Here is a 25353-nt window from a genome sequence, read left to right as displayed (position 1 = left end):
ACCGGCAGACACCACGCCTCCGACCCGGCGCATCCCGCTCAACGCGCCGTGGCCGGGGGCGTCGTGGGCGTGCCGGTCAGGCCTGCGAACCGCCTGCGATCTCATAGGACCACAGCTCGCTGCTGATACCCACGGGTCGAGCGGGGGCGTCGCCCTCCGTGGGGGCGTCGCCGCGGTGGCCCTGGGCGAAGGACGGCGAGGTCAGCCAGGCCTGGAAGGACTCCTCGTCGGCCCAGCGGGTGACGACCAGCCAGGTGCTGCGGTCGTCGGTGGGCTTGAGCAGCTCGAAGCCCTCGAAGCCCGGCCGGTCGTCGACCGCGCCGGCGCGGGCGGCGAAGCGGCGGGCCAGCTCGTCGCCGTTGTCGCCGGGCACGGTGATGGCGTTGATTTTGATGATCGTCATGGGGTTTGTCCCTCTCCTGGATGCGTTGACTTCTGTTCCATGCTGTCACTGCCGGCTGCGAGCCCGGTCCACTGCCCGGCAGGTGTAGTTTCCGTGTCGAGGTGATCGCATATGGCGCAGCTGGGAGGGTTGACCGCCGAGGAAGCCGCGGCCCGACTCGCCCAGGACGGACCGAATTCTCTCCCCCGGCTGGCGAGAGCCTCGCCCCTGCGGGCCCTCGCCCGCCAGTTCACGCATCTGCTCGCGGTGCTGCTCTGGGCGGCGAGCGGGCTGGCCCTGCTGGCCGGGACACCGGCCCTGGCCATTGCCATCGTCGTCGTGATCGTGTTCAACGCGGTCTTCGCGTTCGCCCAGGACTACCGGGCCGACCGTTCCTCCGAACGGCTCCGCACCCTGCTGCCGAGTGACACCCGCGTCTGGCGGGGCGGCAGCGTACGCACGGTCGACGCCCGCGACCTTGTGCGCGGGGACCTGGTGCTGCTGCGCTCCGGTGACCGGATCGCCGCCGACATGGAGGTGCTCGACGCGGAGGCGCTGGCCGCGGACGAGTCGATGCTGACCGGGGAGAGCGAGCCGGTGCGACGCGGTGAGGGAGACCGGCTACGCGCTGGCACGTTCGTGGTGCAGGGTGAGGCGCAGGCCCGGGTGGTCGAGACCGGTTCCGCGACGACTCTGGCCGCGATCGCCGAGCTGGCCCGCTCGGCGAAGCGACCGCCCAGCCCGCTGACCCGGGAACTGCGCAAGGTGGTCAGGACGGTGGCCGTGATCGCGGTGTCGACGGGCATCGGGCTGGGTGTGGCCGGGGTGCTGATCGGGCTGCGCCCCGTGGACGCGTTCCTGTTCGCGGTCGGAGTGGCCGTGGCTCTGGTGCCCGAAGGGCTCCTGCCGACCGTGACGCTGTCGCTGGCGCGCGGCGCCCAGTCGATGGCGAAGCAGCATGCGCTGGTGCGCCGCCTGGACGCCGTGGAGACGCTGGGCGCGACCACCTTCATCTGCACCGACAAGACCGGGACTCTGACCCAGAACCGGATGTCCGTGGTCGAGGTGTGGACGCCCGGCGGAACGGTGAGGGTGCAGGGTTCCGGCTACGAGCCCGCGGCGGTGTTCGAGGGATCGGCCGCGGCGCAGCGACTCGTTCCCCGGGTGGCGGCATCCGCCGTGCGCTGCGTCACCGGCCGGGCCGTGCTGCACGACGGGCGGTGGCAGGCCGAGGGTGCACCCCTGGACGCCGCCATCGCCTGCCTCGCCACGCGCAGCGGCTGGACCGACGACCCGGGCGAGGTCGCCACCCGCCTGCCCTACACGGCCGAACGGATGATGAGCTCGGCCATCGAGGACGGCCGCGTCACGGCCCTCGGCGCCCCCGAGAGCGTTTTCCAGCGCTGCCTGGCGGTGTCCGACGAGGCGCACGAGGAACTGAAACGGATGACGGCCCTCGGCCGTCGGGTGCTGGCGGTCGCCGGCCGGGACTGGGCGGAGGGGCCAGGTGACGCGAGCACTCGAACGGGGCTGGTCGAAACGGGGCTGGAGCTGCTCGGACTGCTCGGGCTGGAGGACCCACCCCGCCCCGACGTGCACCAGGCGCTGCAGGATTGCTTCGACGCGGACATCCGGGTGGTCATGGTCACCGGCGACCACCCGAACACGGCCGAGGCCATCGCCCGCGAGGTCGGCCTGCTGCGCCCGGGAGGCGTGGTGCTGGGGGCCGGTCTCCCGGCCTCCGACGACGAGCTCGGTGAGCTGCTGGACCACCCGGCCGGCGCCGTCGTCGCCCGGGTGACGCCCGCCGACAAGCTACGGATCACCCGGGTGCTGCGGGCGCGCGGGCATGTGGTGGCGATGACCGGCGACGGCGTCAACGATGCTCCGGCCCTGCGGGAGGCGGATGTCGGGATCGCGATGGGCCTGAGCGGCAGCGATGTGGCGCGGGAGGCCGCCGACCTGGTGCTGCTCGACGACCATTTCGGCACCATTGTGACGGCGGTGCGCCTGGGCCGGGCGACCTTCGCGAACGCGCGCCGGTTTCTCACCTATCACCTCACCGACAATGTGGCCGAGCTGGCGCCGTTCGCGGCCTGGGCGCTGACCGGCGGCCAGTTCCCGCTGGCGATCGGGGTGCTGCAGGTGCTGGCGCTGGACATCGGCACGGACATGCTGCCTGCCCTGGCGCTCGGCGTGGAGCCGCCGAGCAAGCGGGTGATGCAGGGTCGGGCGAAAACGCGCGCGCTGATCGACCGACTGCTGCTCTGGCGGGCCTTCGGCGTTCTCGGTCCGGTCGAGGCGGTGGTCACGCTGGCCGGGTTCGCCGCGGTCCTGCTCGCGGGCGGCTGGGGCTGGGGTGAACCGGTTGCCCCCGACCTGCTGGCCGGTGCGTCCGGCACCGCCTTCGCGACCATCACCGTGGCCCAGATGGCGAACGCCTTCGCGTGCCGCAGCCAGTCCGTGCCGGCCTGGCGGCTGCCGCTGATGGGCAATCGGGCGCTCGTCGTATCCGTTGCCGCGCAGCTGGCGTTGCTGGCCGTCTTCCTGGGCGTCCCCTTCGTGAGCGGCCTGCTCGGCGGCGCGTGGCCGCCCGCGCTGGCCTGGATCTTCCCGCTTCTCGCGGCCGTGCTGCTGATTCTGGCCGACGCGGCCTTCAAATGGCGGATGCGCCGGTCGCGCTGAGTCTCCCACCCAGCCCCGATGCCTATGCTGAGTGAACCATGCGACTCTTTCTGATCCGCCACGGGCAGACGCCCGCCAACGTTCTCGGCCAGCTCGACACCGCGCACCCGGGCCCCGGTCTGACCGCGCTCGGATCACGGCAGGCCTCGGTCATCCCGGAGGCGTTGCGCACCGAGCCCATCGACGCCATCTTCGCGTCGACGCTCGTGCGCACCCAGCTGACCGCCCGGCCTCTGGCGGCGGACCGGCGGCTCGACGTGCAGGTGGGCACCGGGCTGCACGAGATCGAAGCGGGCGACCTCGAAGGCAGGAGCGACCGGGCATCCATTCATAGCTATTTCGAGACCGTGCTGGCCTGGGTGACCGGGGACCTCGACACCCGGATGCCCGGCGGCCTGGACGGCAACAGCTTCTTCACCCGGTTCGACGCCGATATCGCGTCTGCGGCCGCCGGCGCCGACACGGCGGCGGTGTTCAGCCACGGTGCTGCGATCCGGGTGTGGACCGCCGCCCGCGCCAACAATGTGTCCCCCATGTTCGCGGGCACGACCGACCTCGAGAACACGGGAGTCGTCGAACTGTCCGGCTCCCCCGCCGGGGGCTGGACCCTCGTGTCGTGGGCGGGACTCAGCGTGGGCTCACCGGGCGGGCCGCAGCTTCTGGCCGGTTAGGACTCGGGGGCCCGCGGCACCTTGGGGCGCACCAGGGCATGGCTGTCCCGCAGCAGCTGCCTCACCAGGTCGTCGTCGACCGGCCCGCCCGGCACGATCGTGATCCAGTGCTTCTTGTTGAGGTGGTAGCCCGGAGTGATCTGCTCCGGGAGCTCCTCGCGCAGGGCCCTGCCCTCCTCGGGGTCGCATTTGAGCGAGACCGCGAGGGGCTCTGCGGCGAGGGCGCTGAGGGCGAAGATCTTGCCGTTTCCGCTGGTCTTGAACACGCTCGTCTCCTCACCGAAGGGGAACGTTTCGATCGCCTGCGGAAGGCTCAGACAGAAGTCGACGAGGTCATCGGGGGTCATGGTTACGACACTACGTCGACGGAGCCGAAAACCCAGGTCGCTGCCTAACGTGAGGTCTTCTCCGGACGATAGTCGTGACTGGAGTTCAGCTCCCGCTGATGTGTGACGGCCCCGGCCACTCCACCGCATTCACGACAAGGATACGAGGACACAGAGTGACAGTTTCCACCTCCCGGCGGCTGCGACCGCTGGCGATCGCGATCAGCACATCCGCTCTGCTCATACTCGGTCTGGGGGCCACCGCGCTTCCCGCGGCGGCGGCCGTGTCCGGGGTCGAGGTGAACTGGAAGAACACGAACGTGTGGACGACCGGGTTCCAATCGGAGGTGGGGGTGAAGAACGCGTCGACGACGGCGCTCCAGCCGTGGCAGATCTCCTTCACCTACGGAAACAAGGTGAACACGCTGTGGAACGGGACGCTGCAGGCGTCGAGCGGCGGATTCGCCGTGAAGGCGCCGACCTGGGCATCGAAGCTCGCCCCCGGCGCCGCCACCTCGTTCGGCCTCACGTCGTACAAGGTGGGCACCGCTCCGCTGTACCCCACCGCCTGCGCCGTGATCGGCCTTCCGGCCGGTGCCGCGTCGATCCCGTGTTCCGTGAACGGGGCCGGGTCGACTGTTCCGACGCCGACGCCGACGCCGACACCGGTGCCGACACCGACGACCACCCCGGTGCCGTCTCCGTCACCCTCGCCGACGGTCACACCGACGCCGACACCCACTCCGACGTCAACACCGACGCCGACACCCACACCCACACCCACGCCGACGTCAACACCGACACCCACTCCCACCACGACTCCCACGCCGACACCGGCGGGCAGCCTGCTCGTCGCCCCCTATGTGGACATGGGCCTGTGGCCGAGCGCTGACCTCTCCGCCTTCGCCACGGCCACCGGAGTCAAGGCCGTCACGGGGGCGTTCATCGTCGCCGACCGCACCAGCAACTGCAGCCCGACCTGGGCCGGCTACACCGCCTACACCGTGGGCGGCACCCAGGACTTCGTGGGATCGATTTCGACGTTCCAGAACGGCGGCGGCACGTTCGTCGTCTCGTTCGGCGGGATGGCGAACAACGAGCTCGCCCGGGTCTGCACCGACCCGGCCGCTCTCCTCGCCGCGTACACGAAGGTCATCAATCGGTACAACGTCGACCGGATCGACTTCGATATCGAAGGGTCCGACGTGAGCGACCCGGCCGCCAACAAGCGTCGCGTGGTCGCGATCGTCGAGCTTCAGAAGCAGCGGGCAGCAGCAGGTCGCCCTCTGCAGGTGTCCCTGACCCTTCCGGTGATGCCCTACGGCCTGGTCGCGAGCGGTCAACGCACGATCAAGGAGTTCGCCGAGGCCGGGGTGAAGCTCTCCGCCGTCAACGTCATGGCCATGGACTACGGCGACGGCACGGTGGACATGGGCACGGCGGCGATCAGCGCGGCCAACTCCACCGCGAAGCAGCTGGGCGAGCTCCCGGCGTACGCCGGCCTGAGCAACGTCCAGCGCCTGTCCATGATCGGCATCACGCCGATGATCGGGCTGAACGACACCGGTGAGATCTTCACGCTCGCCGACACGAACAAGGTCAGCGCCTTCGCCAAGGCGAACGCGCTGAACTACGTCGGCTGGTGGGAAATGACCCGGGACCAGCCCTGCACCGGAGGCATCCCCGCCTACATGTGCTCCGGGGTGAGCAGCCCGAAGTGGTCGTACTCCCGGGCGTTCGTGGCCGCGACCTCGTAGCCCGGTCACTCCGGAACGCAAACAACGGATGCACCTGCCCGGCTGGGCGGGTGCATCCGTTGTTTCGTTCGCTGAGCTGTTTCCTGCGCTGAGCTGTTTCCTGCGCTGAGCTGTTTCCTACGCTGAGCGCCGGGTCAGCGCCGGGTCACTCCGCCGAGGCGAAGATGTCGGTCAGCTTGCCCTCGTCGCTCAGGCGGGCAGCGTTGTCGACGGCGATCGCGGTGGCGTCGAAGAGGGTCTCGAGCGGGCTGACGAACCATCCGTCGCCCTCGCGCACGGCGATGACGCGCATGTCCGCGACACCGAGCTCGTCGAGGCCGGGGATCTCGTCGAGGCAACCGGTCTGGCTGGACGAGGAGGCGGCGCTGATCGTGCCGCAGACGCCGGCGATCTCGATCGAATCGGGGAGGTAGCTGCCGTCGCCCTCGAAGATGGCCTCGTCGATCATCATCCGGGCCCGGTCTCCGTCGGTCTTGCTGGTGACCGAGAACTCGGCCAGGGTGAGCGAGCCGTAGCCGTCGTACTCGAACAGGTCTCCGTAGAGGCTCATCAGACGGCGTTCGGGGAGGGGCAGGGCTGCGGCGAGCCCGCTGGCCTCACCGTCGCCCACGTAGGCGGCGATGGCCTCGGCGAAGCCCTCGGCGGCCTCTTCCGGCGTGGCGAAGGAGTCGGCGTCGCTCGGGGCGATCAGGCTGCCGCGGGTGACCGACGAGTCGGACTCGCTCTGGGTCTGGTAGAGGGTTTCGCCGAGGGTCAGCAGGGGACTCACGAACCAGTCGCCGTCTTCCTCAACGGCCACGATGCTCGGGTCCCGGCCCAGATCGTCGGCCATTTCGCCGGCCGTGAGGGAGTAGGGCAGGAAGTCCGTCAGCTCGTCCTCGGCGCTGTCCCTGGCGTCGGCCAGTTCCTGCTTGATCTCGGACTTGGAGTAGCCGTAGTCGGTCAGCTGGGCCGTCAGCTGGGGGCGAACCAGGTCGACGTAGAGTCCGGCGATGGTCTCGGGGTCGCCGTCCATCTTCAGCTCGCCGCTCTCGACGCTGACCGCGGCCACGCCGTCGGCGATCTCCTCGACGCTGAATTCCAGGTCCGTGACAGAGATGGTGATCTCCGCGATCAGCTCTTCGGTCAGGGCCTTGTAGTCGGTGTCGTCATCGGCATCCGCATCGAGCTTCACGTTGCCGAGGCGTTCCAGCGGGGCCTTGAGGGATTCGATCTCTGCGGGCGACAGGGCGCCGTAGACGGCGATGGGGTCCAGGTCGGCCGCACCGGTGAGCAGCTGCTCCACGGCGGCCTCCGGCGTCGCGGCGCCGCCCAGCTTGGAGAAGACGGCCCCGTAGGCCCAGATGCCGGCGCCGCCGACGAGGACCGCCACGAGGGCGATCGAGCCGCCGATGATCAGGCCCCGCTTGCGCCGCGCGGGGGTGGCCGCGGGAACCTGGTCGGCGGGAACCTGGTCGGCGGGAACCGAGACATCCGTGGGGGCATCCGTGAGCGTGCCGCTTGCGCGCATCCAGTCCAGCAGGCCTGGATAGCAGGCCGGGTTCGTGGCGATCACGGGATGCAGCTCGGGATGGGCCGCCGCAATCTCCGCCAGGCGCGCCTGGGGAGTCTGCGGGTCGGCCGCCTCGCGGATCGGATTGTCGATGTCGCTCACGGTGTGCGCTCTTTTCGTAGAGTCGTGGTTCTCGGTTTCAGGCAGGTCATCGTGCTGAGCGTTCGCCGATCGGGGCCGCGGGCGCGCGATCGGCACTCCGCCGGCCCACAGGCGGGCGAAACGCCGGCACCGAGTGGCCACGCAGAGGACCAGCCGGACAGGATCGGGGCGCAGAGGAATGACGACTCACCGCGTGTCCCCCGACCCGAATTGTATACATGCGTTGCACTGCCCCCGAGGCGCAGCACACGCCTCGGGGACCACTCTATCTACGCCCGGCCGTTCCAGTGCGGACCACGAAAACGCCGGTGGGTCCGAACGGGCGCAGGCCCGCTCTGCGCGGCGGCTACGCCACGTGGTCGCGCCAGCTGTGCAGGGGCGCGTAGCCCAGCATCCGTCGGGCCTTGTCGATCGAGAGCAGCGTGTCGTTCGGGCCGACCTCCCGCAGTTCCACCCCGGGGAAAACCTCGGCGGCCAGCTCGGCGTTGGGTCGGCTCATCACGGTGTCGGCGGCGGCGATGATGAACGCCTCGAAGCCGGGCTTCGCGTTCTCCAGTGCCCGCAACACGGCCTGGGCGCCGTCACGGCCGTCGATGTAGCCCCACAGATTCCATTTGCGCAGGGTGGCGTCGGCGTCGAAAGCGGGGAAGGCCGCGTAGTCCTCCGGGTCTTTGACGTTCGAGAAGCGCAGCGCCGTGATGCTGAGTTCGGGGTCCCACCGGGTGAGCTGGATCGCCATCGTCTCCTCGAGGTGCTTCACCAGGGAGTACGTGCTTTCGGGGCGGGCCGGGTACTCCTCGTCCACGGGAATGTAGGGCGGGTCGATGTCGAACGGCAGGCCGAGCACGGTCTCACTGGAGGCGTAGACCAGCTTCTTGATGCCCGCACGGCGGGCGGCCTGGAACACGTTGTAGGTGGAGAGGATGTTGTTGTGGAACGTGGCCACGTCCGGAACCAGGCCGGGGGCCGGGATCGCGCCCAGGTGCACGATGGCGTCGAAGCCGGAGTGACGGTCGTCGATACCGAGGATCGCGTCGACGACCTGGCCGTAGTCCGTGAGGTCCACGACGACCAGATCGTGGCTGCGGGCACCGTCCCGGTCGAGGTTCAGCACCTCATGACCCTCGGCGACCAGGTACTTCACCACGGTCCGGCCGAGCTTTCCGCTTCCACCAGTGACAACGATCTTCATGCGGGACTCCTCTGTGTGGGCGGTGCGTGGAACTACAGAACAAGCCTACGACTGCACCGCCGCTGGTCTGGCCCCGGCGGTCGAGCCCCGGCGGTGGTCGAGCCTGTCGAGACCCGGTGGTCGAGCCTGTCGAGACCCGTTGGTCGAGCCTGTCGGTGGTCGAGCCTGTCGAGACCCGGTGGTCGAGCCTGTCGAGACCCGGCGGTCGAGCCCCGTTGGTCGAGCCCCCCGGTGGTCGAGCTTGTCGAGACCCGGTGCGCCACTGCCTGGAGGCCGCCCCTGGGCATCCGTCGTCGCGCCAATCGCGGAGATTTTCGCAACACGCCGCACGGGCGGCCACGAATACCGGCGTTTCGCGAAAATCTCCTCCGTTAGGTGACGACGGATGCCCGCGCCCGGCGCCGCGACGGATGCCCCGCGCCTCCCCACGGTGACCACTTCTCCTCCTCCACAAACCGGGTTTGATCGGGTTATCCACAGGGCGCCGCGGGGTGTCGGCCGGGGCCTCTGAATGTCAGTGGTCGCCCGTAACGTGTCCCTCATGAAGACCTCGTACAGCGAGCAGCAGCAAACCCTCGGGCGTCACTTCGACGTCATCCGGGAGACGCAGGCGGACTCCGCACGGGTGGCCGCACGCCTGGCCGCGCAGGTCGATAAGGCGCGACGCTGCGCCGAGGCCGGCGCGGCCCAGGCCGCGCGGGCTGCGCCGGTCGCTGGGGTGCCCCTCGCCCGGTGGGACGCCGCGATGATCGCCGAACGGGAGTTCGTGACCGAGCTGGCCTGCACCCTGCGGCTGCCGGTTCGTTCGGCGGAGACTCTGATCGCCGAAAGCCGGACCCTGATGGAGGACCTGCCGGCAACGCGGGCCGCGTTGCAGGCCGGGTCGATCACGTACCGGCACGCGCAGGCGATCATGCACCAGGCGTGGTCGCTGCCCGCGGAGGCACTACCCGGGTTCGAACAGGCCCTCCTGAAGTCCGCACCCCATCTGACCGTGGCGAACCTGAAGTACAAGGCGCGCGTGCTGCGGGAACGGCTGCACCCCGAAACGATCACCGCCCGGCACCAGAAATCCGTCGCCGACCGGCGGGTGGTCTTCGAACCCGAGGCCGACGGGATGGCGTCACTGTCCTGGGTCGACTCGGCAGAAAAAGTGAAAGCAGCGTACGACCGCATCACCGTGATGGGGATCAGCTTGCTGGCCCCCGACGAGCCCCGCACCCTCACCCAGCTGCGGGCGGACACCTTCGCGGACCTGATCCTCGACGGGGTCACCGCGTCGGGTGTCGGCAAAGGTGTCCGCGGCACCGTGCATGTCACGGTCCCGGTGATGACCCTCCTCGGCCGCTCGGAGGAACCCGGCCATTTGGAGGGGTATGGGCCGATCGACCCCGACACCGCCCGGGAGATCGCGGCCCGGGCGCCGAGCTTCATCCGAATCCTGACCCACCCGGAAACCGGGGTCGTGCTGTCTGTCGGCCGCACCCGGTACAAGGTGCCGAAACACCTGAGACGGTACCTGCGAGTGCGGGACGAAACCTGCCGGTGGCCGGGCTGCCGCCGCGCGGCGGCGCATTCCGACCTCGACCACACCCTCGACTGGCAATTCGAAGGGATCACCGCGCACGACAATCTTGCGCACCTCTGCCCGGCCGACCATGCACTGAAATCGGAGACCCGGTGGAGTTACGTGCACCTGCCCGACGGGGCGTTGAAGTGGACCTCGCCGACGGGGCGCACGTTCGTCAGTGAGCCGGCCACGATCATCCGTGCACCGGAACAACCGCGACCCGCGAAGCCGCAGACGCGGCCGCCCGAGTCAGACGAACCGGCACCGTTCTAGGCTCGGGCTCGGGCTCGGGCTCGGGCACACCCGCACCCGCACCCGCACCCGCACCTGCACCCGCCTCACGCTAGAGCAGCGCACCCCACAGCACGTGCCCGGCCAGCAGGGTGGTGCCGAGCGTGACCAGGGTGATCTGGACGATCTCCTGGCGCTGCGGATGCACCCACCCGCCACGGCCTCTCCTGCCCAACCAGGCGTTGGCCCAGATGAGCGTGGCCGCAGCGAGCAGCGCGAGGGTGACGGTGCGCACGAAAAGTTCCGGAACGTCGCCGAGAACGCCGGCACCGATCTGGTAGAACGCGATGATGCCCCACGGAACGATGCCGACCATGGCCCCGAAGACGAACGGCCGGAGCGAGCCGCCGGCTGGTTCGCGCTCCTGCAGGGCCAGGAAGAGCGTTGCGCCCGCCGTGATCGCGTAGAGCGCCACCAGCGTGCCGACCTCCGTGACGCCGTTCAGCTGGGCGATCAGGAACACGGTGATCGCGGAAACCTGCGAATACTCGACCCATCGCAGGGGGTTGCGTGCCGCGTCAAGGCCGCTCCGGTACCAGCCGGCGACCGCGGGCAGGAGCCACGTGAACCGCAGGACGGCGGAGAACGCGAGCAGGATGACGACGGCCAGACCAAGGTCGACGTCGGCCAGCGCCACGGACTGCGGTTCGGCCGTGGCACCGACAGGTCCTGTGGGGAACCCGGCCGTGACAGGCAGCAGCACCGGGGTTTTTCGGGCCAGGACGACCACGGAGACCAGAACGGCCTGTGCACTGAGCACCAGGCCGGCGACGAGGTTCACGGTACGCAGGCGGGTGAATTGGGCATCCGTCACGAAATTCTGGGGGGCCGTCATCATGCGTTCAGCGTACTGGCCTCGGTGCGCCGACGGCTCGTGGAGACGCGTGGTTGAAGGGGCGAGAATGAAGGGGTGAGTGACGCCGGCAGCTTTGTGGACGCGACCCTGCAGGCCGAAGGGGACCCGTACCGGGCGGCGGCGGACAAGGCCCGCCTGGGCAGCGAGCTGCAGTTCTACGGTGCCTCGGTCGGCGCGGTGCGCGGCACGATCCGGGACGTCGCCCGCCGGCATCCCGGCCTGACGCACGACGACGTGACGGCACTGTGCTCGGAGCTGTGGGCGGTGCCGGTCTTCGAGCGTCGACTCGCGGCCGTCGTGCTCCTGCAATCGAACGTGCGCCGGCTGGACAACTCCGATCTGACCCGGATCGAGGGTTTCGTGCGCAGTGCCGGGCTGCGGGAACTGGTCGATCCGCTCGCGGTCAACGTGGTGGGTCCGCTGCTGGAGCGTCTGGATGCGCCGGGCCGGGCCCGGGCAGAGACCGTGCTCGAACGCTGGGCCGGCGACACCGACAGATGGTTGCGCCGGGCCGCCCTCCTGGCGACAGGGCGATCCGAGCCGCACCTCTGACTGCGCGAACCCGGACCGAAGAGGGAGGTCCCGGCGAACCGGGACCTCCCTCGAAGTAGTGCTCGAACTAACTACTGCAGGGCAACGAAGACCGGGTCGCCGCCGATGTAGGACACGGCCCAAAGGCCTGCCTCCGGCGCGGTCGCGGGCACCTCGATAATCAGGTTCGCGGTTGCGCTGGCATCCGTGTACAGATCAGCGACATCCGACATCTGGCCGTCCATGATGACGTATGCGTCATCGTAAGAAAGACCATCAGCGGACACGTAAGTGAAATCGAGGCTGAAGTTCGGGTTACCGGATTCCGTTCCGATGTACTTCACCGTCGCGGGAACAATCGCATAAGCGTTTCCCGCCTGCGGGTCGGGGTTGTACTCATTCGCCGCTTTGACCTGATCCAACGCGTTCAACGTGGCAGCACCGAGAGTAACCTCCCACGTCGGAGTACCGAACTCTTCAATGGTTATCGTCGACCCGAAGGGGGCCGGTGTGGCACGTGTGCCCACGTCGCCCGCCTCAGCGGGTTCCGCTGCGTCACCGGCTGCGGCGTCGGTGGATTCCGAAACGCTGGCGTCGCTCTGTATCGCATCATCGACGGCGGAGATGAAGACGGCCGCGTAAACAATGGACATGATGATCGCAGCGATGATCGCAACAAGCGAAACCGCGGTTCCGGCGATCGCGACCCCCCGCGACCTCCCCTTACGGAAAATGGCGATAACGCCGAGGACCAGGCCGACGAAGCCGATGAAGCCGGCCACCATGCTGATGGCCGGGATGAAGGCGAACACCAGCGCCACGAGGCCGACGATCAGAGCCGAGAGGCCGAGACCGTTGCGGGTCTTCACGGGGGTAGGGCTGTCGGAGATGTAGGGCGGGACTGAATTCTGCTGTGCCGGCGCTGCGGGCGGCTGTGAAATGGACATGTCTAAGACGTTTCCACAGGGAAAGGATCCATTCAGACGCAATGGCACCCCCAGTACGAGTGCCCCCCGAAAAATCGCACGTCGGCTGAGGTATGCCGGCCACCGACCAGCGCCGACTCAGAGCAGCGGCAGAACCTGCTCGCGCACCTGCTTGCGCAGGATCTTGCCCAGCATCGAGCGGGGCATCTCCTCGACCTTCACGATCCGTCGCGGGATCTTGTACGCGGCGAGCTGATCGCGGCAGTGCGCCCGCAACCCCTCCTCGTCGAGTGCCGCCCCGGGCTTGAGTTCGACCGCCGCGACGACCATCTCCCCGCCCCGTTCGAGAGTCTTGCCGATGACGGCCGCATCGACGACATCCGTGTGCAGTCGCAGCACCGCCTCCACCTCCGAGGGCGAAACGTTGAAGCCGCCGGTGATCACGAGTTCCTTGGCCCGGTCCACGATCGTGGTGAAGCCGTCGGCGTCGACGGTCACGATGTCACCGGTGCGCAGCCAGCCACCCGGCAGGAGGGTTTTCGCGGTCTCCTCCGGATTGTTCCAGTAGCCCTGGAAGACCTGCGGTCCCTTCAACAACAACTCACCGGGCTCACCCGGCGCCACCAGGGTGGTGGGGTCGTCCAGGTCGACGACCTTCATCAGGGTGGAGGGGAACGGCACTCCCACCGTTCCGGGACGGCGGGTGGGGTGGAACGGGTTGCCGAGCGCCACCGGCGAGGACTCTGTCATGCCGTAGCCCTCCACCAGGAGCCCGCCTGAAACCGATTCCCACAGTTCCACGACGTGGTCGGGCAGGTTCATGGCGCCCGAGATGCAGTATTTGCAGGAGCGCAGCGAAATCCCGCGCTCCTTAGCGACCACGGCCGTGCGCTCGTAGATCGGCGGCACCGCACAGTAGACCGTCGCGGGCGACTTCTTCATGGCGTCGAGAATCAGGTTGGGATCGAATTTGGGGAAGAGAACAAGCAGGCCCTGCTTACGGATGCCGTAGGTCAGGTACAGAGTCATGCCGAAGGCATGGAACATGGGCAGGATCGCGTAGAAGATCTCCTTGCGGTACTCGGCCCCGTGCATCCACGCCTCGCCCTGAAGGGCGTTGGAATACAGGTTGAAGTGGGTGAGCATGGCGCCCTTGGGCTGCCCGGTGGTGCCCGAGGTGTACTGCAGGGCCGCCAGGTCGTCGACCGACGGGTGCGGGTGCTCGGGGTCGATCGGGGCGTGGCTGAGCAGGTCCTTCCAGGGGATGGTGCCCGGCGCGGAACCCGAGAGCGCCTCGCGGGACTCGCGCAGCTTCTTCACCGGCAGGTGCAGGGCCAGGCGCTTGATGGCCGGGAACGCCGCCAGCAGGTTGACGGAGACGATGTGGTCGATCTCGACGTCGGCCGGAAAGGCGCGCACGGATGCCACGGACTTGTCCCAGGCGATCACGACACGGGCCTGGTGGTCTTCGAACTGGTGGCGGAGCTCGCGGGAGGTGTAGAGCGGATTGTGTTCCACCACGACACCGCCCAGGCGCAGCACCGCGTAGAAGGCGACAACGTGCTGGGGGCAGTTCGGCAGGATCAGTGCCACCCGGTCCCCCGCCCGAACGCCGAGTTGGCGCAGACCTTCCGCAGCCCGGTCGACCTGGTCGCCGAGCTCGGTGTAGGTCGTGCGGCGCCCGAAGAATTCCAGCGCCGGGTGGTCGCCGGCCTCGGCCACCGAGCGCTCGAGCATCGCAACGAGGGACTCCGTGGGCAGGTCGATTTCGGCCGGGACACCCGGTTGATAGTTCTTCACCCAGGGCTGCTGCTCAGTAGTCGACATGCTCTTATCTTCGCGCACGAACGGGGGGCGCTCTCCGATGGATTACCGTTGTAGTATGCACACCCCTGACACCACCACGCAGAGCGAGGCAGATACTGCCCGCGAGACGACAACCTTCGCCGACCTCGGGCTCAATGACGCGATGCTCAAGGCGCTCAAGGACGTGGGGTACGAAACTCCCTCCGCCATCCAGGCCGCCACCATCCCCCCGCTTCTCGCCGGGCGCGACGTCGTCGGCCTCGCCCAGACCGGAACCGGCAAGACTGCCGCGTTCGCACTTCCGATCCTCGCGCGCCTCGACATGGCGCAGAAGACCCCGCAGGCACTCGTACTCTCCCCCACCCGTGAACTCGCGCTCCAGGTCTGTGAGGCCTTCGAGAAGTACGGCGCCCACATGCGTAACGTGCACGTGCTCCCCGTCTACGGCGGACAGGGTTACGGCGTTCAGCTCTCCGCGCTGCGCCGCGGGGTGCACATCGTCGTCGGTACGCCCGGCCGCATCATGGACCACCTCGAAAAGGGCACCCTCGACCTGTCGCAGCTGAAGTATCTGGTGCTCGACGAAGCCGACGAGATGCTCAAAATGGGCTTCGCCGAAGACGTTGAGACGATCCTCGCCGACACCCCGGACGACAAGCAGGTCGCCCTGTTCTCGGCGACCATGCCGGCCCAGATCCGACGGATTTCGAAGAAGTACCTGAACGACCCCGAAGAAATCACGATCAAGAACAAGACCACGACCTCGGCGAACACCACCCAGCGCTACCTGATGGTGTCGTACCCGCAGAAGGTGGACGCCCTCACCCGCATCCTCGAGGTCGAGAACTTCGAGGGCATGATCGTCTTCACGCGCACCAAGAATGAGACCGAACTTCTCGCCGAGAAGCTGCGCGCACGCGGCTACTCCGCGGCGGCCATCAACGGCGACGTGGCCCAGGTGCAGCGTGAGCGCACCGTCAACCAGCTCAAGTCCGGCAAGCTGGACATCCTGGTCGCAACGGATGTCGCCGCGCGCGGCCTGGACGTCGACCGCATCAGCCACGTCGTCAACTACGACATCCCGATCGACACCGAGTCCTATGTGCACCGCATCGGCCGCACCGGCCGCGCCGGTCGCAGCGGTGCAGCGATCAGCTTCGTCACGCCCCGTGAACGCCACCTGCTCAATGCGATCGAGCGGGCGACCCGCCAGCCGCTGACGCAGATGCAGCTGCCGAGCTTCGAAGACGTCAACGTCACCCGCCTGGCACGCTTCGACGACGCCATCACCGAGGCCCTCGGCCAGTCCGAACGGATCAGCGCCTTCCGCGACATCATCGGCCACTACGTCTCACACCACGACGTGCCCGAAGCGGATGTCGCGGCGGCCCTCGCGGTCGTCGCCCAGGGTGAGACTCCCCTGCTCCTCACCCAGGCGGATGCCCGCGCGCAGCGCCCCGAGCGCGCCGACCGCGGCGACCGTGCCGAGCGCGCTCGCGCCGACGCCGGTCGTGGCGACCGCCGTGACGACCGCGGCGAACGTGGCGAACGCGTGGAGCGGGTGGAACGACGCCCTCGCGACAACAACCGGGCCATGGCCTCGTACCGCATTGAGGTCGGCAAGCGCCACAAGGTGGAGCCGCGCCAGATCGTCGGCGCTCTCGCCAACGAGGGTGGCCTGAGCCGTGAGGACTTCGGTCACATCCAGATCAACCCGGAGTACTCGCTCGTCGAGCTGCCGGCCGATATGCCCGGCGACGTTCTCGGACGTCTCGAGAACACCCGCATCAGCGGCAAGCTGATCGAGATCCGCGCCGACGGCGGCGGACCCGTGCGCCGCGAGGGCCGCACCGAGCGCCCGCCGCGCCAGCCGCGCAGCTACTAGTAAACGCCTACGGCGCACCGGGGAGGCATCCGCTCCCCGGTGCGCCGTAGGGCTATGCGACTCCGGTGCAGCGTGCAATCGTCGTAGGCGAACCGAATGGTTCCCGACGAAGGAGACTGCCATGTTCACCAGTTCTGACGCCTTCAGCTCTTTCTCCGTGGACGACATCGACAAGGCGAAGCGCTTCTACGACGAGACCCTGGGCCTCGATGTGCGGGACGGCATGATGGGCAACCTCGAGGTGCGACTCGGCAACGGCGCGCAGGTGTTCATTTACGCCAAGCCCGATCACGTTCCGGCGACCTTCACCGTGCTCAACTTCGTGACCGACGACGTGGAGAAGACGGTTGACGAGCTCAACGTCCGCGGCGTGACCACGAAGATCTACGGCGACGACGACCTGGCCGACATGCCGCCCAACGACGCGAAGGGCATCATGCGCGGCGACGAGAACCGGGCGGAAATCGCCTGGTTCACCGACCCGGCCGGCAACGTGCTCGCCGTTGTTGCGGCATCCGTGTAACGGGGGCTCAGGGCGGGAGATAGTCATGCACTCTGCAGTTGAGAATGCGGAGGCCACATGGGCCGAACGCTGGTCGGAGAGCTGGGACGGCTTCTACTCGAACTGGCTGGCGCCGCTGCAGTCCACCGGCCTGGCCATCCTCGGCCTGGCGCTGGCGGCACTGATCCTGGCCCGCCTCCTCGCGTTCGTGCCGCTGATGTGGAGCGGCCAGACCAGGCAGCAGACGATCGATCGGCTGAAAGGCTGGGGACTGGGACTGATCCTCGGCGGTTCGGCGCTGTTCGTGTTGTTCGCGGGAGGCCCCGGAGTGGTGTGGGTGCTGGCCTATCCTGGTGCAATCATGATCGGCGCGGGTGTGGTCGCCTTCTCCCGAGGCCTGGCCACCGACCGGAGGGTTGCTGTTGAGGTGCGCGATGCTGCGGGTCAACCGGCCGAGACGCACACCAGGAATGTCATGGTCCTGTTGACGACGCTGGCCGGGAGCAGACCCAAGGGACTGTATTTCACCATCGGGAGCGACGTCGAGTTCCTGTCCGATGCCGCACTGTCGGGCGTCGTTCCCAACAGGGTGCTGGCCGCACTGCAGGCCATCGCGACCTTCGTGATCGGAACTACGCCCTGGCGCCTGTCGGTCGACACGACGAGTTCGGACAATCTCGCCGTGAGCATGTCCCGGCACGGCCGGCAGATCGATGCGGCGACCATCAACCGCTTGGACCTGGGACTGTCCCGGTTGGACGGTGGAGACCACGTGGATCTCGACAAGTTCGTTGCGGCGTTCGCACTCATGGTCCTGTCCACGCAGTACACGGATGTCCAGGGTCTGGCCGGCACGGGATCGTGGCGTTCCCTGGGCCTCCACTTCGTGGCCTCCACCGAATTGCGCGACGACGACAGCGACGCCCGCGCCATCGCCGTTCTGAGCCACGCGGTGGATCTGGACCCCGGCAATCATCCGGCCAGTCTCATGCTGCAGTACCGCCTGCACCGCTACGGCACCGAGTTCGACGAACTCCGGCGCTATGCGGACTGGCTCAGCGCCGAGGCGGCGCACCTGGAATCGGAGCACTCCCCCACGCAGAATGCGGACTTCACCCTGCACTACCAGCGTGTGCTCCTGAACTACGTGATCACGGTCGAGAACCTCGTCTCCGTCGCCGACCATCCCGCCGACATCAGCACCAGCCCTGATGCGAACCGGGCGCGGGAGAGCGCCCTCGAACTCGTGCGCCTGATCGATGCCGGCGCAGGCGAACGGGACGCGGAGCAGGGCGAGGTCTCCCTGCTCAAGCAGAAGATGCGTCTCGTGGCCGCCACCGGCTATGTGGCGCTGGGCGGCACGCAGGACCTGCTCGAGATCGGCGGACGCATCAAGGAGGCCGGCATTTCCGCCTCGCCGTGGGTGCGCTACGACCTGGGGTGCATGTTCTACGCCCAGAGTCAGGAACAGACGAACCCGACCCGGAAGGCGGAATTGCGCGAGCTCGCCCTGGGGCATCTCGAGTACGCGATGATCGCTCCGCGGGCGCGGTCCTTCGTCTGGAAGGACCCGATGCTCACCCAGTTGCACGCCGATTCCCGTTTTCAGAAGCTGGCGGGTCAGCCCCGCACCGATTTCTGGGACCTGGAGCCGCTGCAGCCCTACCGCACCCGGTTCGCCGGAGTGGGGATCACCAGCCCGCTCCATCTGGCGACCTTCGTCGGAAGCCGGGCTGAGCTCGGCGACTACCTGGGGGCAGGGCGGCTGCAGACGCTGGCGATGCTGGGCGTCTCAGAACTGGCTAATCGCACGGAGATCCTGTCGCTTCTGCCGTGGGCCGAGGTGCTGCTCACCCAGTACAAGGTGGAGCTCGTGTCTGAGATCATCGCGGAGGGGATTCTCAGCGCGGAGGAACTCGGCAGGCTGAGCGAGCAGGAGCGCGATCTGCTCAGCGCCAAGGTCTTCCGCGCCTTGGACCGCCGGTTCCACTATGAGGGATTCGAGTTCCTGCGCGTGGCCGGCTGGGTGGATTCGCTGGTTCCCTGACTCCTCCGCGGTGCCGGGAACAGCGGCTTGCAGGTCGTGCAGACCTCGCCGTCCTCGCTGCCCGCGCTGCGGCCGGCGACGGCACGGTGCTCACTCCCCAGCCGCTCGAGCAGCGCCCAGAGGAGGAGTGCCAGCGCGGCGACGGCGACCACCGGGCGCACGCCCGAAGAGATGAGTGGCACGGATTCACGCAGTTCGGTGGTGAGGAAGAGCGCGATCAGACCGAGCACGGGCCAGCGCACGTCACACCGGGTGGCCTCCCCGCCGATCGGGGCGTCGAAATAGCTGGCGACGACCAGTCCGATCAGACCGGCCCCGACGGCCGTGACCAGGTAGGCCCACCACGCACCGGGGAACACCGGCGATGCCGCGACCACGGCCGCGGAGCCCGAGGCGACCGTGAGCCCGGCGAACACCGTCACGGCGACGCCGGCGGCGATCATCCGTCGGCGGCCCGGCCAGGTGCGCAGCTCGGTGAGCATTCCTGAAATTCTCATGGTCTGACTGATTCCTTGATTGCGATTGAGAGTTTATACCCCATGGGGTATTTTATACACATGAAGCCAGAACCGACGAAGCAGGACGATCTGCGCAAGACCGTGAACCGGTTGAAGCGTGCCCAGGGGCAACTCGCCGCGGTCATCTCCGCCGTCGAATCCGGTGCCGATTGCCGCGCGGTCGTCACCCAGCTCGCCGCCGTCTCCAGCGCCATCGACCGGGCCGGCTTCACGATCATCTCCTCCGCCATGAAGGAGTGCCTCGCCGACCAGCCGGGCACCGACCCGGACAACACCGGAGGCAAGAAGTCCCTCCGGGTGGAGGAACTCGAGAAGCTGTTCCTGGCGCTGTCCTAGACGGCGGTCCTACGCGGACAACGCGATCACGGCCTGCACGGCCACGTAGACCGCGACGATCAGCACGAGAACCGCGAATCCGCGTTTCAGCACCGTGTCCGACAGGCCGCGGGCGATCCGGCCGGCGATCAGTGACGCCGCCATGGCCGTCGCGGCGAACGCGGCGGTCACGGCCCAGTCGATCTCCACCGCGCCCAGGTGTGCGGTGAACCCGGCGATCGAGTTGATCACGATGATGACCAGCGAGGTTCCCACGGTCACACTCATCGGCAGCCCGAGCACCAGGGTGAGCGCGGGCACGATGAGGAAACCACCACCGACGCCGAGCAGACCGGTCAGGAAACCGACCACCGCGCCCGTGGCGAGGGCCCGGGGCAGGCAGCTGCGCCACTTGACGCCACCACCGGGCAGCGCACAGGGTCCCCCTCCGGCCCGGATCGGCAGGAACATCCGGATGCCGGCGATCACCATGATCACGGAAAAAACCAGCAGCAGAACGCCGGGGTCGAGCAGCCGATTGACCATCGTGCCCAGGTAGGCCGTGGCCACACCGGCGGAGCCGACGATCAGGGCCAGGCGCCAGTTGACGCCCCGACGAAGCCGCGGCAGCACGGCAACGGCGGAGGCTGCTCCGACCACGATCAGGGAGGTCGGGATCGCCTCGTCCAACGGCATCCCGACCCCGTAGACGAGGGCCGGCACAGCGATGATCGCCCCGCCGCCGCCGACCAGGCCGAGCAGCGCCCCGACGACGAGGCCCAGAACGAGGGCTGCGACGATCACGGGTGCTGGGGCAGGACAGTGGGCAGCCGCTCGGCGGTCCACTCGAGCATGCCGCCCGTCATCGTGTGCGCGTCGAATCCCGCGGCAGCCAGGTAGTCGGCTGCGCTGGCGCTGCGACGCCCGCTGTGACAGACCAGGATCACGGGCCGGTTCCGGTCCAGAGCGGCGGTGTTGTCCGGAATCGTGCTGAGCGGAATGTGCCGGGCCCCGGCGATCATGCCGCCCCGAAGCTCCGGGGTCTCCCGAACATCAACGATCTGAGCCTCGGCCAGGCGGCCGAAGACCTGCTGCGGGGTGAGTTCCATTATGGGTTCCTTTCCAGGGACAGGTTGGGGCGGAAGCGCCTCCAGAGAACCAGGAGAAGCCCGCCGAGCGCGAATACGCCGAACAGGACCACTCCCAGGTAGGTGAGGTCGACGGCGGCGAGTGAGTCGAGCGCGCCACCGCCGATTCCGAGGTCGGTGAGCATGGACATCAGGCCCATCCCGCCGACGAAGAACGCGACGAAAACGGATACGCCGGTGACGATCAGGTTGTAATAGACCTTCCGCAGCGGGTCGGTGGCGGCCCACTGGTAGACGTGGTTCATCAGGATCCCGTCCGCGCTGTCGAACAGGGTCATGCCGGCGGTGAAGACGACGGGGAGAACCAGGGCCGCATACCAGGGCAGCCCCGGGGTGAGCACCCCGGCGAAGACGAAGAGGCTGATCGAGGCAGCGGTATCGAGACCGAGACCGAAGAGCAGACCGATCGGCAGCATTTTCCACGGCCGGTCCACGAAACGGGACAGCGGCCGGAGCAGCCGGTTGATCACGCCGCGATTGTCCAGGTGCCCGTCGAGCTCACTCTGCACGAAGCGTCCGGACCGCACGTCTTTCACCACCTGCCGCAGCCCCCGCAGAGAGGACAGATTGAGCGCGCCCATCAGGATCAGGAAGACGCCGGAGACGGCGGCACCCCACACGCCCGTGATCTGCCGAAGGGCGGAGCCGTCATCCGCAAGGCTGCCGGCGAAGGCATTGATGCCGAGCACCAGCAGCACCACGGACACCACGACGACGGACGAATGCCCGAGGGCGAACCAGAACCCGACCGACACCGGGCGACGGCCGGCCGCGACCAGGCGACGGGTGGTGTTGTCGATCGCGACGATGTGGTCGGCGTCGAAGGCGTGCCGCACCCCCAGCAGGTAAGCGCTGACGGCCAGGCCGAGCATGACCGCGGTGTTGCCGCCAGCACCGGAGAGCTGCGGCAGCACCAGCAGGAACAGGGTGCCCCAGCCGACCACGTGCAGGGTCACCACGGCGGCACCCATGCCGAGAAGACTGCGCTTCTCGGCCGGGTGGACGGCCGTTCGCTTCCCCGTCATGGGGTTAGACGGTCAGTTCGGCCAGGGTGAGGCCTGCGGCCGCGGCCTGGTCGAAGTTCCCGTCGACGTGCACCACGTCGCGCCCGGCGCGCTGCAGCAGGCTGGCGGCGACGCCGGCCCGGTAGCCGGAACCGCAGTGCACCCAGATCTTCCCGGCCGGGATCTCACCCATCCGGGAGAGCAGTTCGTGCAACGGCACGTTCACCGCACCGAGCAGGTGGGACGCGGCGAATTCGTCGATGCGGCGCGTGTCCAGCAGAACGTCGGCCTCGGCCCGGCCCATCAGCAGTCCGTCCCAGCCCACGCGCGGGTAGGACGCGACCGGGGCGTCCGGCGCCAGGGCGTGCGGCTCGGTGCCGATGGCGGCATCCGGGGAGTCGATGCCGATGCGCGACAGGTCGCGGATGGCGTCCTCGACATCCGCCCGGTCGCCCACGAGCGTGAGCTGCTCATTCCAGGGCAGAACCCAGCCCAGGTAGGTGGTGAAGTTCGAGCCGTTGCCGTATTCGAAGCTCACGGCACCCTGCAGGTGGTTGCTCGAGAAGGCGACCCGGTTGCGCAGGTCGACGACCCACTCCCCCTCGGCCAGGCGGCGGGTGAGCTCGACGGCGTCGAGGGATTCCGGCACCTGCAGGTTTGCGGGGCCGGGACCCTGCGTGTTCGCGGGGGCCATGTGCGCGTAGTACGAGGGGTACGCGGTGAGATTGGCGATCAGGTCGCGCACGAAGTGCTCCTCGTCGGCGTCGGTCAGGGCATGGTTCGCCGTGATCTGCTCGCCGATGGTGGATGCGCCGGCGCCGGTTGCCGGGCCGCTGGAGCAGAAGGACCCGAACCCGTGGGTCGGGAAGAGGGCAGCGTCGTGCTCAGCCTCGTGCACGAGTCGACGCACCGAGGCGTACTGGTCGTGGGTGAGGCCGACGGTGTCGCTCGCGGCCACCAGGTCGGTGCGTCCGACCGAGCCGAACAGCAGGCTGCCGCCGGAGAAGACCGCCTCGTCGGTGCCATCGCTGACGATGTAGGACACGTGCGTGTGGGTGTGACCCGGCGTGGCCACCACGGTGACGCTCAGGTTGCCGACCTGGATGACCTGGCCGTCGGTGACGGGCTCCCGTTCGAAGGTGACAGGGTCGGCGGCGTTGACCAGGTATTTCGCGCCGTGCACCCGGGCGAGTTCGAAACCGCCGGTCACATAGTCATTGTGCAGGTGGGTCTCGGCGACGTGAGTGATGGTGACCCCGGCCGCGCGTGCCGTGTTCTCCACGCGGTCGGTGTCGCGCTGCGGGTCGATGACGAGCGCGACGGCGCCGTCATGCACCAGATAGCTGCGGTCTCCCAGCTGCGGGGTTTCGATAACGATAACGTCCATGGTTCGAAGTCCTCCAAGTCATGCGTGCGGATCGGATTGCACGTTGGACACGATACCCCCAGGGGTATCTGAGTGCAACCTGCCAACCGATCACCCGCCCTCGTCGCCGCTTGACCAAAATACCCCATGGGGTATATTCTGGTCTCATGGCAACCATTGACACCACCGAGAAAACCTTCGACCAGACCATCACCGACAACTCCATCGTGCTGGTGGACTTCTGGGCTGCCTGGTGCGGCCCCTGCCGCATGTTCGCGCCCACCTTCACCGCGGCGTCCGAGAAGCACCCCGACATCGTGTTCGCCAAGGTCGACACCGAGGCAGAGCAGAGCCTGGCCGCCGCCGCCGGCATCCGTTCGATCCCCACACTGATGGCCTTCCGCGACAAGGTGCTCGTGTTCTCGCAGCCCGGCGCCCTGAACGCCACCTCCCTGGAAGAGGTCATCACCGCCGTGCGCAGCCTCGACATGGACGAGGTGCACGCCAGCATCGCCGCCCGCGAGACCACCGCGTAGAGGTCGCCCGAGGCGTCGCCCTAGGCGTCGACCGGCAGTCGGATCGTGATCACGGTCCCCGCCCCGAGAACGGATGCCGCCTCGATCGTTCCACCGTGACTGCCCACGATTTCGCGCACAAGGGCCAGCCCGATCCCCGACCCGGCAACCTGCTCCGCGGCGCGACCCCGCCACAGCCGATCGAAGATGTACGGCAGCTCGTCGGCGGGGATGCCGGGACCGGTGTCGGCGACCCTGAGCACGGCCTGATCGCCTTCCGCGGTGACGCTCAGATTCACCGTGTCTCCCGGTCGGCAATACCGGGCCGCGTTGGCCAGCAGGTTGCCGACGGCCTGGTGCAGGCGGTCGGCATCGGCCCGCACGTGGACGGGCCGGCCCACATCGACGGTGAGGTTCACGTCCGCCGCCCGCAGCTCCGATTCGCGCACCGTCGACTCCTCCCGCACGACCTGCGTCAGGTCGACGGATGCGAGGCGCAGTGACAGCCCGGCCGTCTCGACCGCGGTCAGTTCGGCCAGGTCGGCCACCACCCGTCCCAGCCGCAGGGACTGGTCGTGCAGTCCGGCGAGGCCTTCGGGCGTGGGCTGGACCAGCCCGTCGCGCAGTTCCTCGAGTCCGGCCTGGAGCGCGGCCAGCGGCGTGCGCAGTTCGTGGGCCACGTCGGCCGTCATGTTGCGGCGATCCCGCTCGGAACGAACCACGGCGTCCGCCATGTCGTTGAGCGCGACCGACAGTTCGCCCAGCTCCCCCGGCGCCCGGCCGGAGACACGCGACTGCCGGTCCCCGGCCGTGAACGACTGGGCGGCATCGGTCATCTGGCGGATCGGGCGCACCAGGAGCCGCGTCACCAGCCAGCTCGCGGCGAGCGCCACGGTCAGGGCGACGGCGGCGGCCACCGCGATCCAGGCCCAGGCCACGTCGATCACCCGGGTGCCGGCCGTGCCCCCGAAGTTGATTCGGATCGAACCGACCTCGGCGCCGTCGACGAGGATCGGCGTGGTGACGACATTCTCGCTCTGGCCGGCCCCCTGACCGGGGCCCTGGCCCCCGCCCTGCCCCTCGGGGTTGCCGTTGCCGTTGCCGGCGCCGCTGGACGCGAGCGTCTCACCATCGGCATCCAGCACGGCCACGCGGGCGGATGCCACGCCGGCGATGGAGAGGGTCTGACTCAGATCGACCTTCTCCCATCCGCCGGTCTGACGGTACGCGTCGGCGGCCGCTGCCGCCGCTCGAGCCGCGATCTGTTCCCGGTCGTCCTGCTGCGCGACCTGCACGCCCCGATCCACCCCGACCAGGGCAGCCCCGGAGAGCACGAGCACCGACGAGACCGCCACCAGCACGAACGCCAGCAGGAGACGACGTCCAAGGGACCCGAGTCCCAAACC

Annotated in this window: 23 protein-coding genes; 10 read left to right on the top strand and 13 right to left on the bottom strand. The window is 68.5% G+C overall.

What is annotated here, in order from left to right:
• Nucleotides 1–76 precede the first annotated feature (76 nt).
• Entirely contained in the window at nucleotides 77–403 is a 327-nt protein-coding gene (locus tag AC0J5J_RS00740; RefSeq protein ID WP_134422518.1) for an antibiotic biosynthesis monooxygenase family protein, read from the bottom strand.
• Nucleotides 404–514: 111 nt separating this feature from the next.
• On the opposite strand from AC0J5J_RS00740, the gene AC0J5J_RS00735 reads away from it, so the two are divergent.
• Entirely contained in the window at nucleotides 515–3067 is a 2553-nt protein-coding gene (locus AC0J5J_RS00735; protein WP_474898981.1) for a cation-translocating P-type ATPase, read from the top strand.
• 38 nt (nucleotides 3068–3105) lie between these two features.
• On the top strand, nucleotides 3106–3738 hold the full coding sequence (locus AC0J5J_RS00730) for a histidine phosphatase family protein (RefSeq protein ID WP_134422514.1): 633 nt from the start codon (nucleotides 3106–3108) through the stop codon (nucleotides 3736–3738).
• Here AC0J5J_RS00730 and AC0J5J_RS00725 read toward each other — a convergent pair.
• The gene (locus tag AC0J5J_RS00725) at nucleotides 3735–4085 is read right to left on the bottom strand and encodes an MmcQ/YjbR family DNA-binding protein (protein ID WP_134422512.1); all 351 of its coding nucleotides are present in this window, start codon (nucleotides 4083–4085) and stop codon (nucleotides 3735–3737) included. The two genes, AC0J5J_RS00730 and AC0J5J_RS00725, sit on opposite strands and share 4 nt — an antisense overlap.
• Nucleotides 4086–4240: 155 nt before the next feature.
• On the opposite strand from AC0J5J_RS00725, the gene AC0J5J_RS00720 reads away from it, so the two are divergent.
• Nucleotides 4241–5821 carry a cellulose binding domain-containing protein gene (locus AC0J5J_RS00720; protein WP_474898979.1) on the top strand — a complete coding sequence of 527 codons (1581 nt, stop codon included), beginning with the start codon at nucleotides 4241–4243 and terminating at the stop codon, nucleotides 5819–5821.
• Nucleotides 5822–5966: 145 nt separating this feature from the next.
• On the opposite strand, the gene AC0J5J_RS00715 is transcribed toward AC0J5J_RS00720, so the two are convergent.
• The gene (locus AC0J5J_RS00715) at nucleotides 5967–7475 is read right to left on the bottom strand and encodes a variant leucine-rich repeat-containing protein (protein WP_474898977.1); all 1509 of its coding nucleotides are present in this window, start codon (nucleotides 7473–7475) and stop codon (nucleotides 5967–5969) included.
• A gap of 346 nt (nucleotides 7476–7821) precedes the next feature.
• On the bottom strand, nucleotides 7822–8667 hold the full coding sequence (locus AC0J5J_RS00710) for an NAD-dependent epimerase/dehydratase family protein (RefSeq protein WP_134422509.1): 846 nt from the start codon (nucleotides 8665–8667) through the stop codon (nucleotides 7822–7824).
• A 541-nt stretch (nucleotides 8668–9208) separates the two neighbouring features.
• On the opposite strand from AC0J5J_RS00710, the gene AC0J5J_RS00705 reads away from it, so the two are divergent.
• Nucleotides 9209–10510 carry an HNH endonuclease signature motif containing protein gene (locus AC0J5J_RS00705; RefSeq protein WP_474898976.1) on the top strand — a complete coding sequence of 434 codons (1302 nt, stop codon included), beginning with the start codon at nucleotides 9209–9211 and terminating at the stop codon, nucleotides 10508–10510.
• A gap of 70 nt (nucleotides 10511–10580) precedes the next feature.
• Here AC0J5J_RS00705 and heR read toward each other — a convergent pair whose 3' ends face one another.
• Nucleotides 10581–11366 (bottom strand): heliorhodopsin HeR, encoded by a 786-nt coding sequence (gene heR / locus AC0J5J_RS00700; protein WP_474898975.1) that lies wholly within the window; start codon nucleotides 11364–11366, stop codon nucleotides 10581–10583.
• A gap of 72 nt (nucleotides 11367–11438) precedes the next feature.
• Between heR and AC0J5J_RS00695 the strand changes: the two genes are divergently transcribed.
• Nucleotides 11439–11936, top strand: coding sequence for a DNA alkylation repair protein (locus AC0J5J_RS00695; RefSeq protein WP_474898973.1), 498 nt, complete (start codon nucleotides 11439–11441; stop codon nucleotides 11934–11936).
• A 71-nt stretch (nucleotides 11937–12007) separates the two neighbouring features.
• On the opposite strand, the gene AC0J5J_RS00690 is transcribed toward AC0J5J_RS00695, so the two are convergent.
• Together AC0J5J_RS00690 and AC0J5J_RS00685 are read right to left on the bottom strand one after the other, a co-directional pair.
• Nucleotides 12008–12862 carry a hypothetical protein gene (locus tag AC0J5J_RS00690; protein WP_474898971.1) on the bottom strand — a complete coding sequence of 285 codons (855 nt, stop codon included), beginning with the start codon at nucleotides 12860–12862 and terminating at the stop codon, nucleotides 12008–12010.
• 117 nt (nucleotides 12863–12979) lie between these two features.
• The gene (locus tag AC0J5J_RS00685) at nucleotides 12980–14668 is read right to left on the bottom strand and encodes a long-chain-fatty-acid--CoA ligase (protein WP_134422497.1); all 1689 of its coding nucleotides are present in this window, start codon (nucleotides 14666–14668) and stop codon (nucleotides 12980–12982) included.
• Nucleotides 14669–14723: 55 nt separating this feature from the next.
• Between AC0J5J_RS00685 and AC0J5J_RS00680 the strand changes: the two genes are divergently transcribed.
• From AC0J5J_RS00680 to AC0J5J_RS00670, 3 genes are all read left to right on the top strand, one after another.
• A complete protein-coding gene (locus tag AC0J5J_RS00680) occupies nucleotides 14724–16532 on the top strand; it encodes a DEAD/DEAH box helicase (RefSeq protein ID WP_134422495.1) in 1809 nt (602 codons plus the stop codon).
• Between the two features lie 121 nt (nucleotides 16533–16653).
• Nucleotides 16654–17055: a VOC family protein gene (locus AC0J5J_RS00675; RefSeq protein WP_474898969.1), complete on the top strand. Its 402-nt coding sequence runs from the start codon at nucleotides 16654–16656 to the stop codon at nucleotides 17053–17055.
• A 25-nt stretch (nucleotides 17056–17080) separates the two neighbouring features.
• Nucleotides 17081–19081, top strand: coding sequence for a hypothetical protein (locus AC0J5J_RS00670; protein WP_474898967.1), 2001 nt, complete (start codon nucleotides 17081–17083; stop codon nucleotides 19079–19081).
• Here the strand turns inward: AC0J5J_RS00670 and AC0J5J_RS00665 are convergent.
• Nucleotides 19024–19578 (bottom strand): hypothetical protein, encoded by a 555-nt coding sequence (locus AC0J5J_RS00665; RefSeq protein WP_474898965.1) that lies wholly within the window; start codon nucleotides 19576–19578, stop codon nucleotides 19024–19026. The genes AC0J5J_RS00670 and AC0J5J_RS00665 overlap by 58 nt on opposite strands.
• Nucleotides 19579–19638: 60 nt before the next feature.
• On the opposite strand from AC0J5J_RS00665, the gene AC0J5J_RS00660 reads away from it, so the two are divergent.
• Nucleotides 19639–19935: a metal-sensitive transcriptional regulator gene (locus AC0J5J_RS00660; protein WP_134422487.1), complete on the top strand. Its 297-nt coding sequence runs from the start codon at nucleotides 19639–19641 to the stop codon at nucleotides 19933–19935.
• A gap of 9 nt (nucleotides 19936–19944) precedes the next feature.
• On the opposite strand, the gene AC0J5J_RS00655 is transcribed toward AC0J5J_RS00660, so the two are convergent.
• Genes AC0J5J_RS00655 through AC0J5J_RS00640 form a run of 4 tightly spaced genes read right to left on the bottom strand, consistent with a single transcriptional unit; the run spans nucleotide 19945 to nucleotide 23453 of the window.
• Nucleotides 19945–20718 (bottom strand): sulfite exporter TauE/SafE family protein, encoded by a 774-nt coding sequence (locus AC0J5J_RS00655; protein ID WP_134422485.1) that lies wholly within the window; start codon nucleotides 20716–20718, stop codon nucleotides 19945–19947.
• On the bottom strand, nucleotides 20715–21023 hold the full coding sequence (locus AC0J5J_RS00650; protein WP_474898963.1) for a rhodanese-like domain-containing protein: 309 nt from the start codon (nucleotides 21021–21023) through the stop codon (nucleotides 20715–20717). Before AC0J5J_RS00650 ends, AC0J5J_RS00655 begins: the two co-directional genes overlap by 4 nt.
• Nucleotides 21023–22087, bottom strand: a complete 1065-nt coding sequence (locus tag AC0J5J_RS00645; RefSeq protein ID WP_474898962.1) for a HoxN/HupN/NixA family nickel/cobalt transporter — start codon at nucleotides 22085–22087, stop codon at nucleotides 21023–21025. Before AC0J5J_RS00645 ends, AC0J5J_RS00650 begins: the two co-directional genes overlap by 1 nt.
• A 4-nt stretch (nucleotides 22088–22091) precedes the next feature.
• A complete protein-coding gene (locus AC0J5J_RS00640; protein ID WP_134422479.1) occupies nucleotides 22092–23453 on the bottom strand; it encodes an MBL fold metallo-hydrolase in 1362 nt (453 codons plus the stop codon).
• Between the two features lie 146 nt (nucleotides 23454–23599).
• Here AC0J5J_RS00640 and trxA point away from each other — a divergent pair, with 146 nt between their 5' ends.
• Complete coding sequence (gene trxA, locus AC0J5J_RS00635; protein WP_134422477.1) at nucleotides 23600–23968, top strand: thioredoxin; 369 nt, start codon at nucleotides 23600–23602, stop codon at nucleotides 23966–23968.
• A gap of 20 nt (nucleotides 23969–23988) precedes the next feature.
• On the opposite strand, the gene AC0J5J_RS00630 is transcribed toward trxA, so the two are convergent.
• Nucleotides 23989–25350: a sensor histidine kinase gene (locus AC0J5J_RS00630; protein WP_474898960.1), complete on the bottom strand. Its 1362-nt coding sequence runs from the start codon at nucleotides 25348–25350 to the stop codon at nucleotides 23989–23991.
• Nucleotides 25351–25353 lie beyond the last annotated feature (3 nt).

The sequence above is a fragment of the Cryobacterium sp. TS_SC_7 genome (genome assembly GCF_056156285.1).
Note: the sequence above shows the minus strand (reverse complement) of the source record. Positions and strands in the feature narration are given on the sequence as shown.

Coding starts and splice junctions, on each gene's coding strand:
- heR (WP_474898975.1), bottom strand. CDS start 11,366: ATGATGACGGCCCCCCAGAATTTCGTGACGGATGCCCAATTCACCCGC.
- AC0J5J_RS00665 (WP_474898965.1), bottom strand. CDS start 19,578: ATGAGAATTTCAGGAATGCTCACCGAGCTGCGCACCTGGCCGGGCCGC.
- AC0J5J_RS00680 (WP_134422495.1), top strand. CDS start 14,724: ATGCACACCCCTGACACCACCACGCAGAGCGAGGCAGATACTGCCCGC.
- AC0J5J_RS00675 (WP_474898969.1), top strand. CDS start 16,654: ATGTTCACCAGTTCTGACGCCTTCAGCTCTTTCTCCGTGGACGACATC.
- AC0J5J_RS00670 (WP_474898967.1), top strand. CDS start 17,081: ATGCACTCTGCAGTTGAGAATGCGGAGGCCACATGGGCCGAACGCTGG.
- trxA (WP_134422477.1), top strand. CDS start 23,600: ATGGCAACCATTGACACCACCGAGAAAACCTTCGACCAGACCATCACC.
- AC0J5J_RS00685 (WP_134422497.1), bottom strand. CDS start 14,668: ATGTCGACTACTGAGCAGCAGCCCTGGGTGAAGAACTATCAACCGGGT.
- AC0J5J_RS00645 (WP_474898962.1), bottom strand. CDS start 22,087: ATGACGGGGAAGCGAACGGCCGTCCACCCGGCCGAGAAGCGCAGTCTT.
- AC0J5J_RS00650 (WP_474898963.1), bottom strand. CDS start 21,023: ATGGAACTCACCCCGCAGCAGGTCTTCGGCCGCCTGGCCGAGGCTCAG.
- AC0J5J_RS00660 (WP_134422487.1), top strand. CDS start 19,639: ATGAAGCCAGAACCGACGAAGCAGGACGATCTGCGCAAGACCGTGAAC.
- AC0J5J_RS00730 (WP_134422514.1), top strand. CDS start 3,106: ATGCGACTCTTTCTGATCCGCCACGGGCAGACGCCCGCCAACGTTCTC.
- AC0J5J_RS00705 (WP_474898976.1), top strand. CDS start 9,209: ATGAAGACCTCGTACAGCGAGCAGCAGCAAACCCTCGGGCGTCACTTC.
- AC0J5J_RS00710 (WP_134422509.1), bottom strand. CDS start 8,667: ATGAAGATCGTTGTCACTGGTGGAAGCGGAAAGCTCGGCCGGACCGTG.
- AC0J5J_RS00740 (WP_134422518.1), bottom strand. CDS start 403: ATGACGATCATCAAAATCAACGCCATCACCGTGCCCGGCGACAACGGC.
- AC0J5J_RS00640 (WP_134422479.1), bottom strand. CDS start 23,453: ATGGACGTTATCGTTATCGAAACCCCGCAGCTGGGAGACCGCAGCTAT.
- AC0J5J_RS00735 (WP_474898981.1), top strand. CDS start 515: ATGGCGCAGCTGGGAGGGTTGACCGCCGAGGAAGCCGCGGCCCGACTC.
- AC0J5J_RS00725 (WP_134422512.1), bottom strand. CDS start 4,085: ATGACCCCCGATGACCTCGTCGACTTCTGTCTGAGCCTTCCGCAGGCG.
- AC0J5J_RS00690 (WP_474898971.1), bottom strand. CDS start 12,862: ATGTCCATTTCACAGCCGCCCGCAGCGCCGGCACAGCAGAATTCAGTC.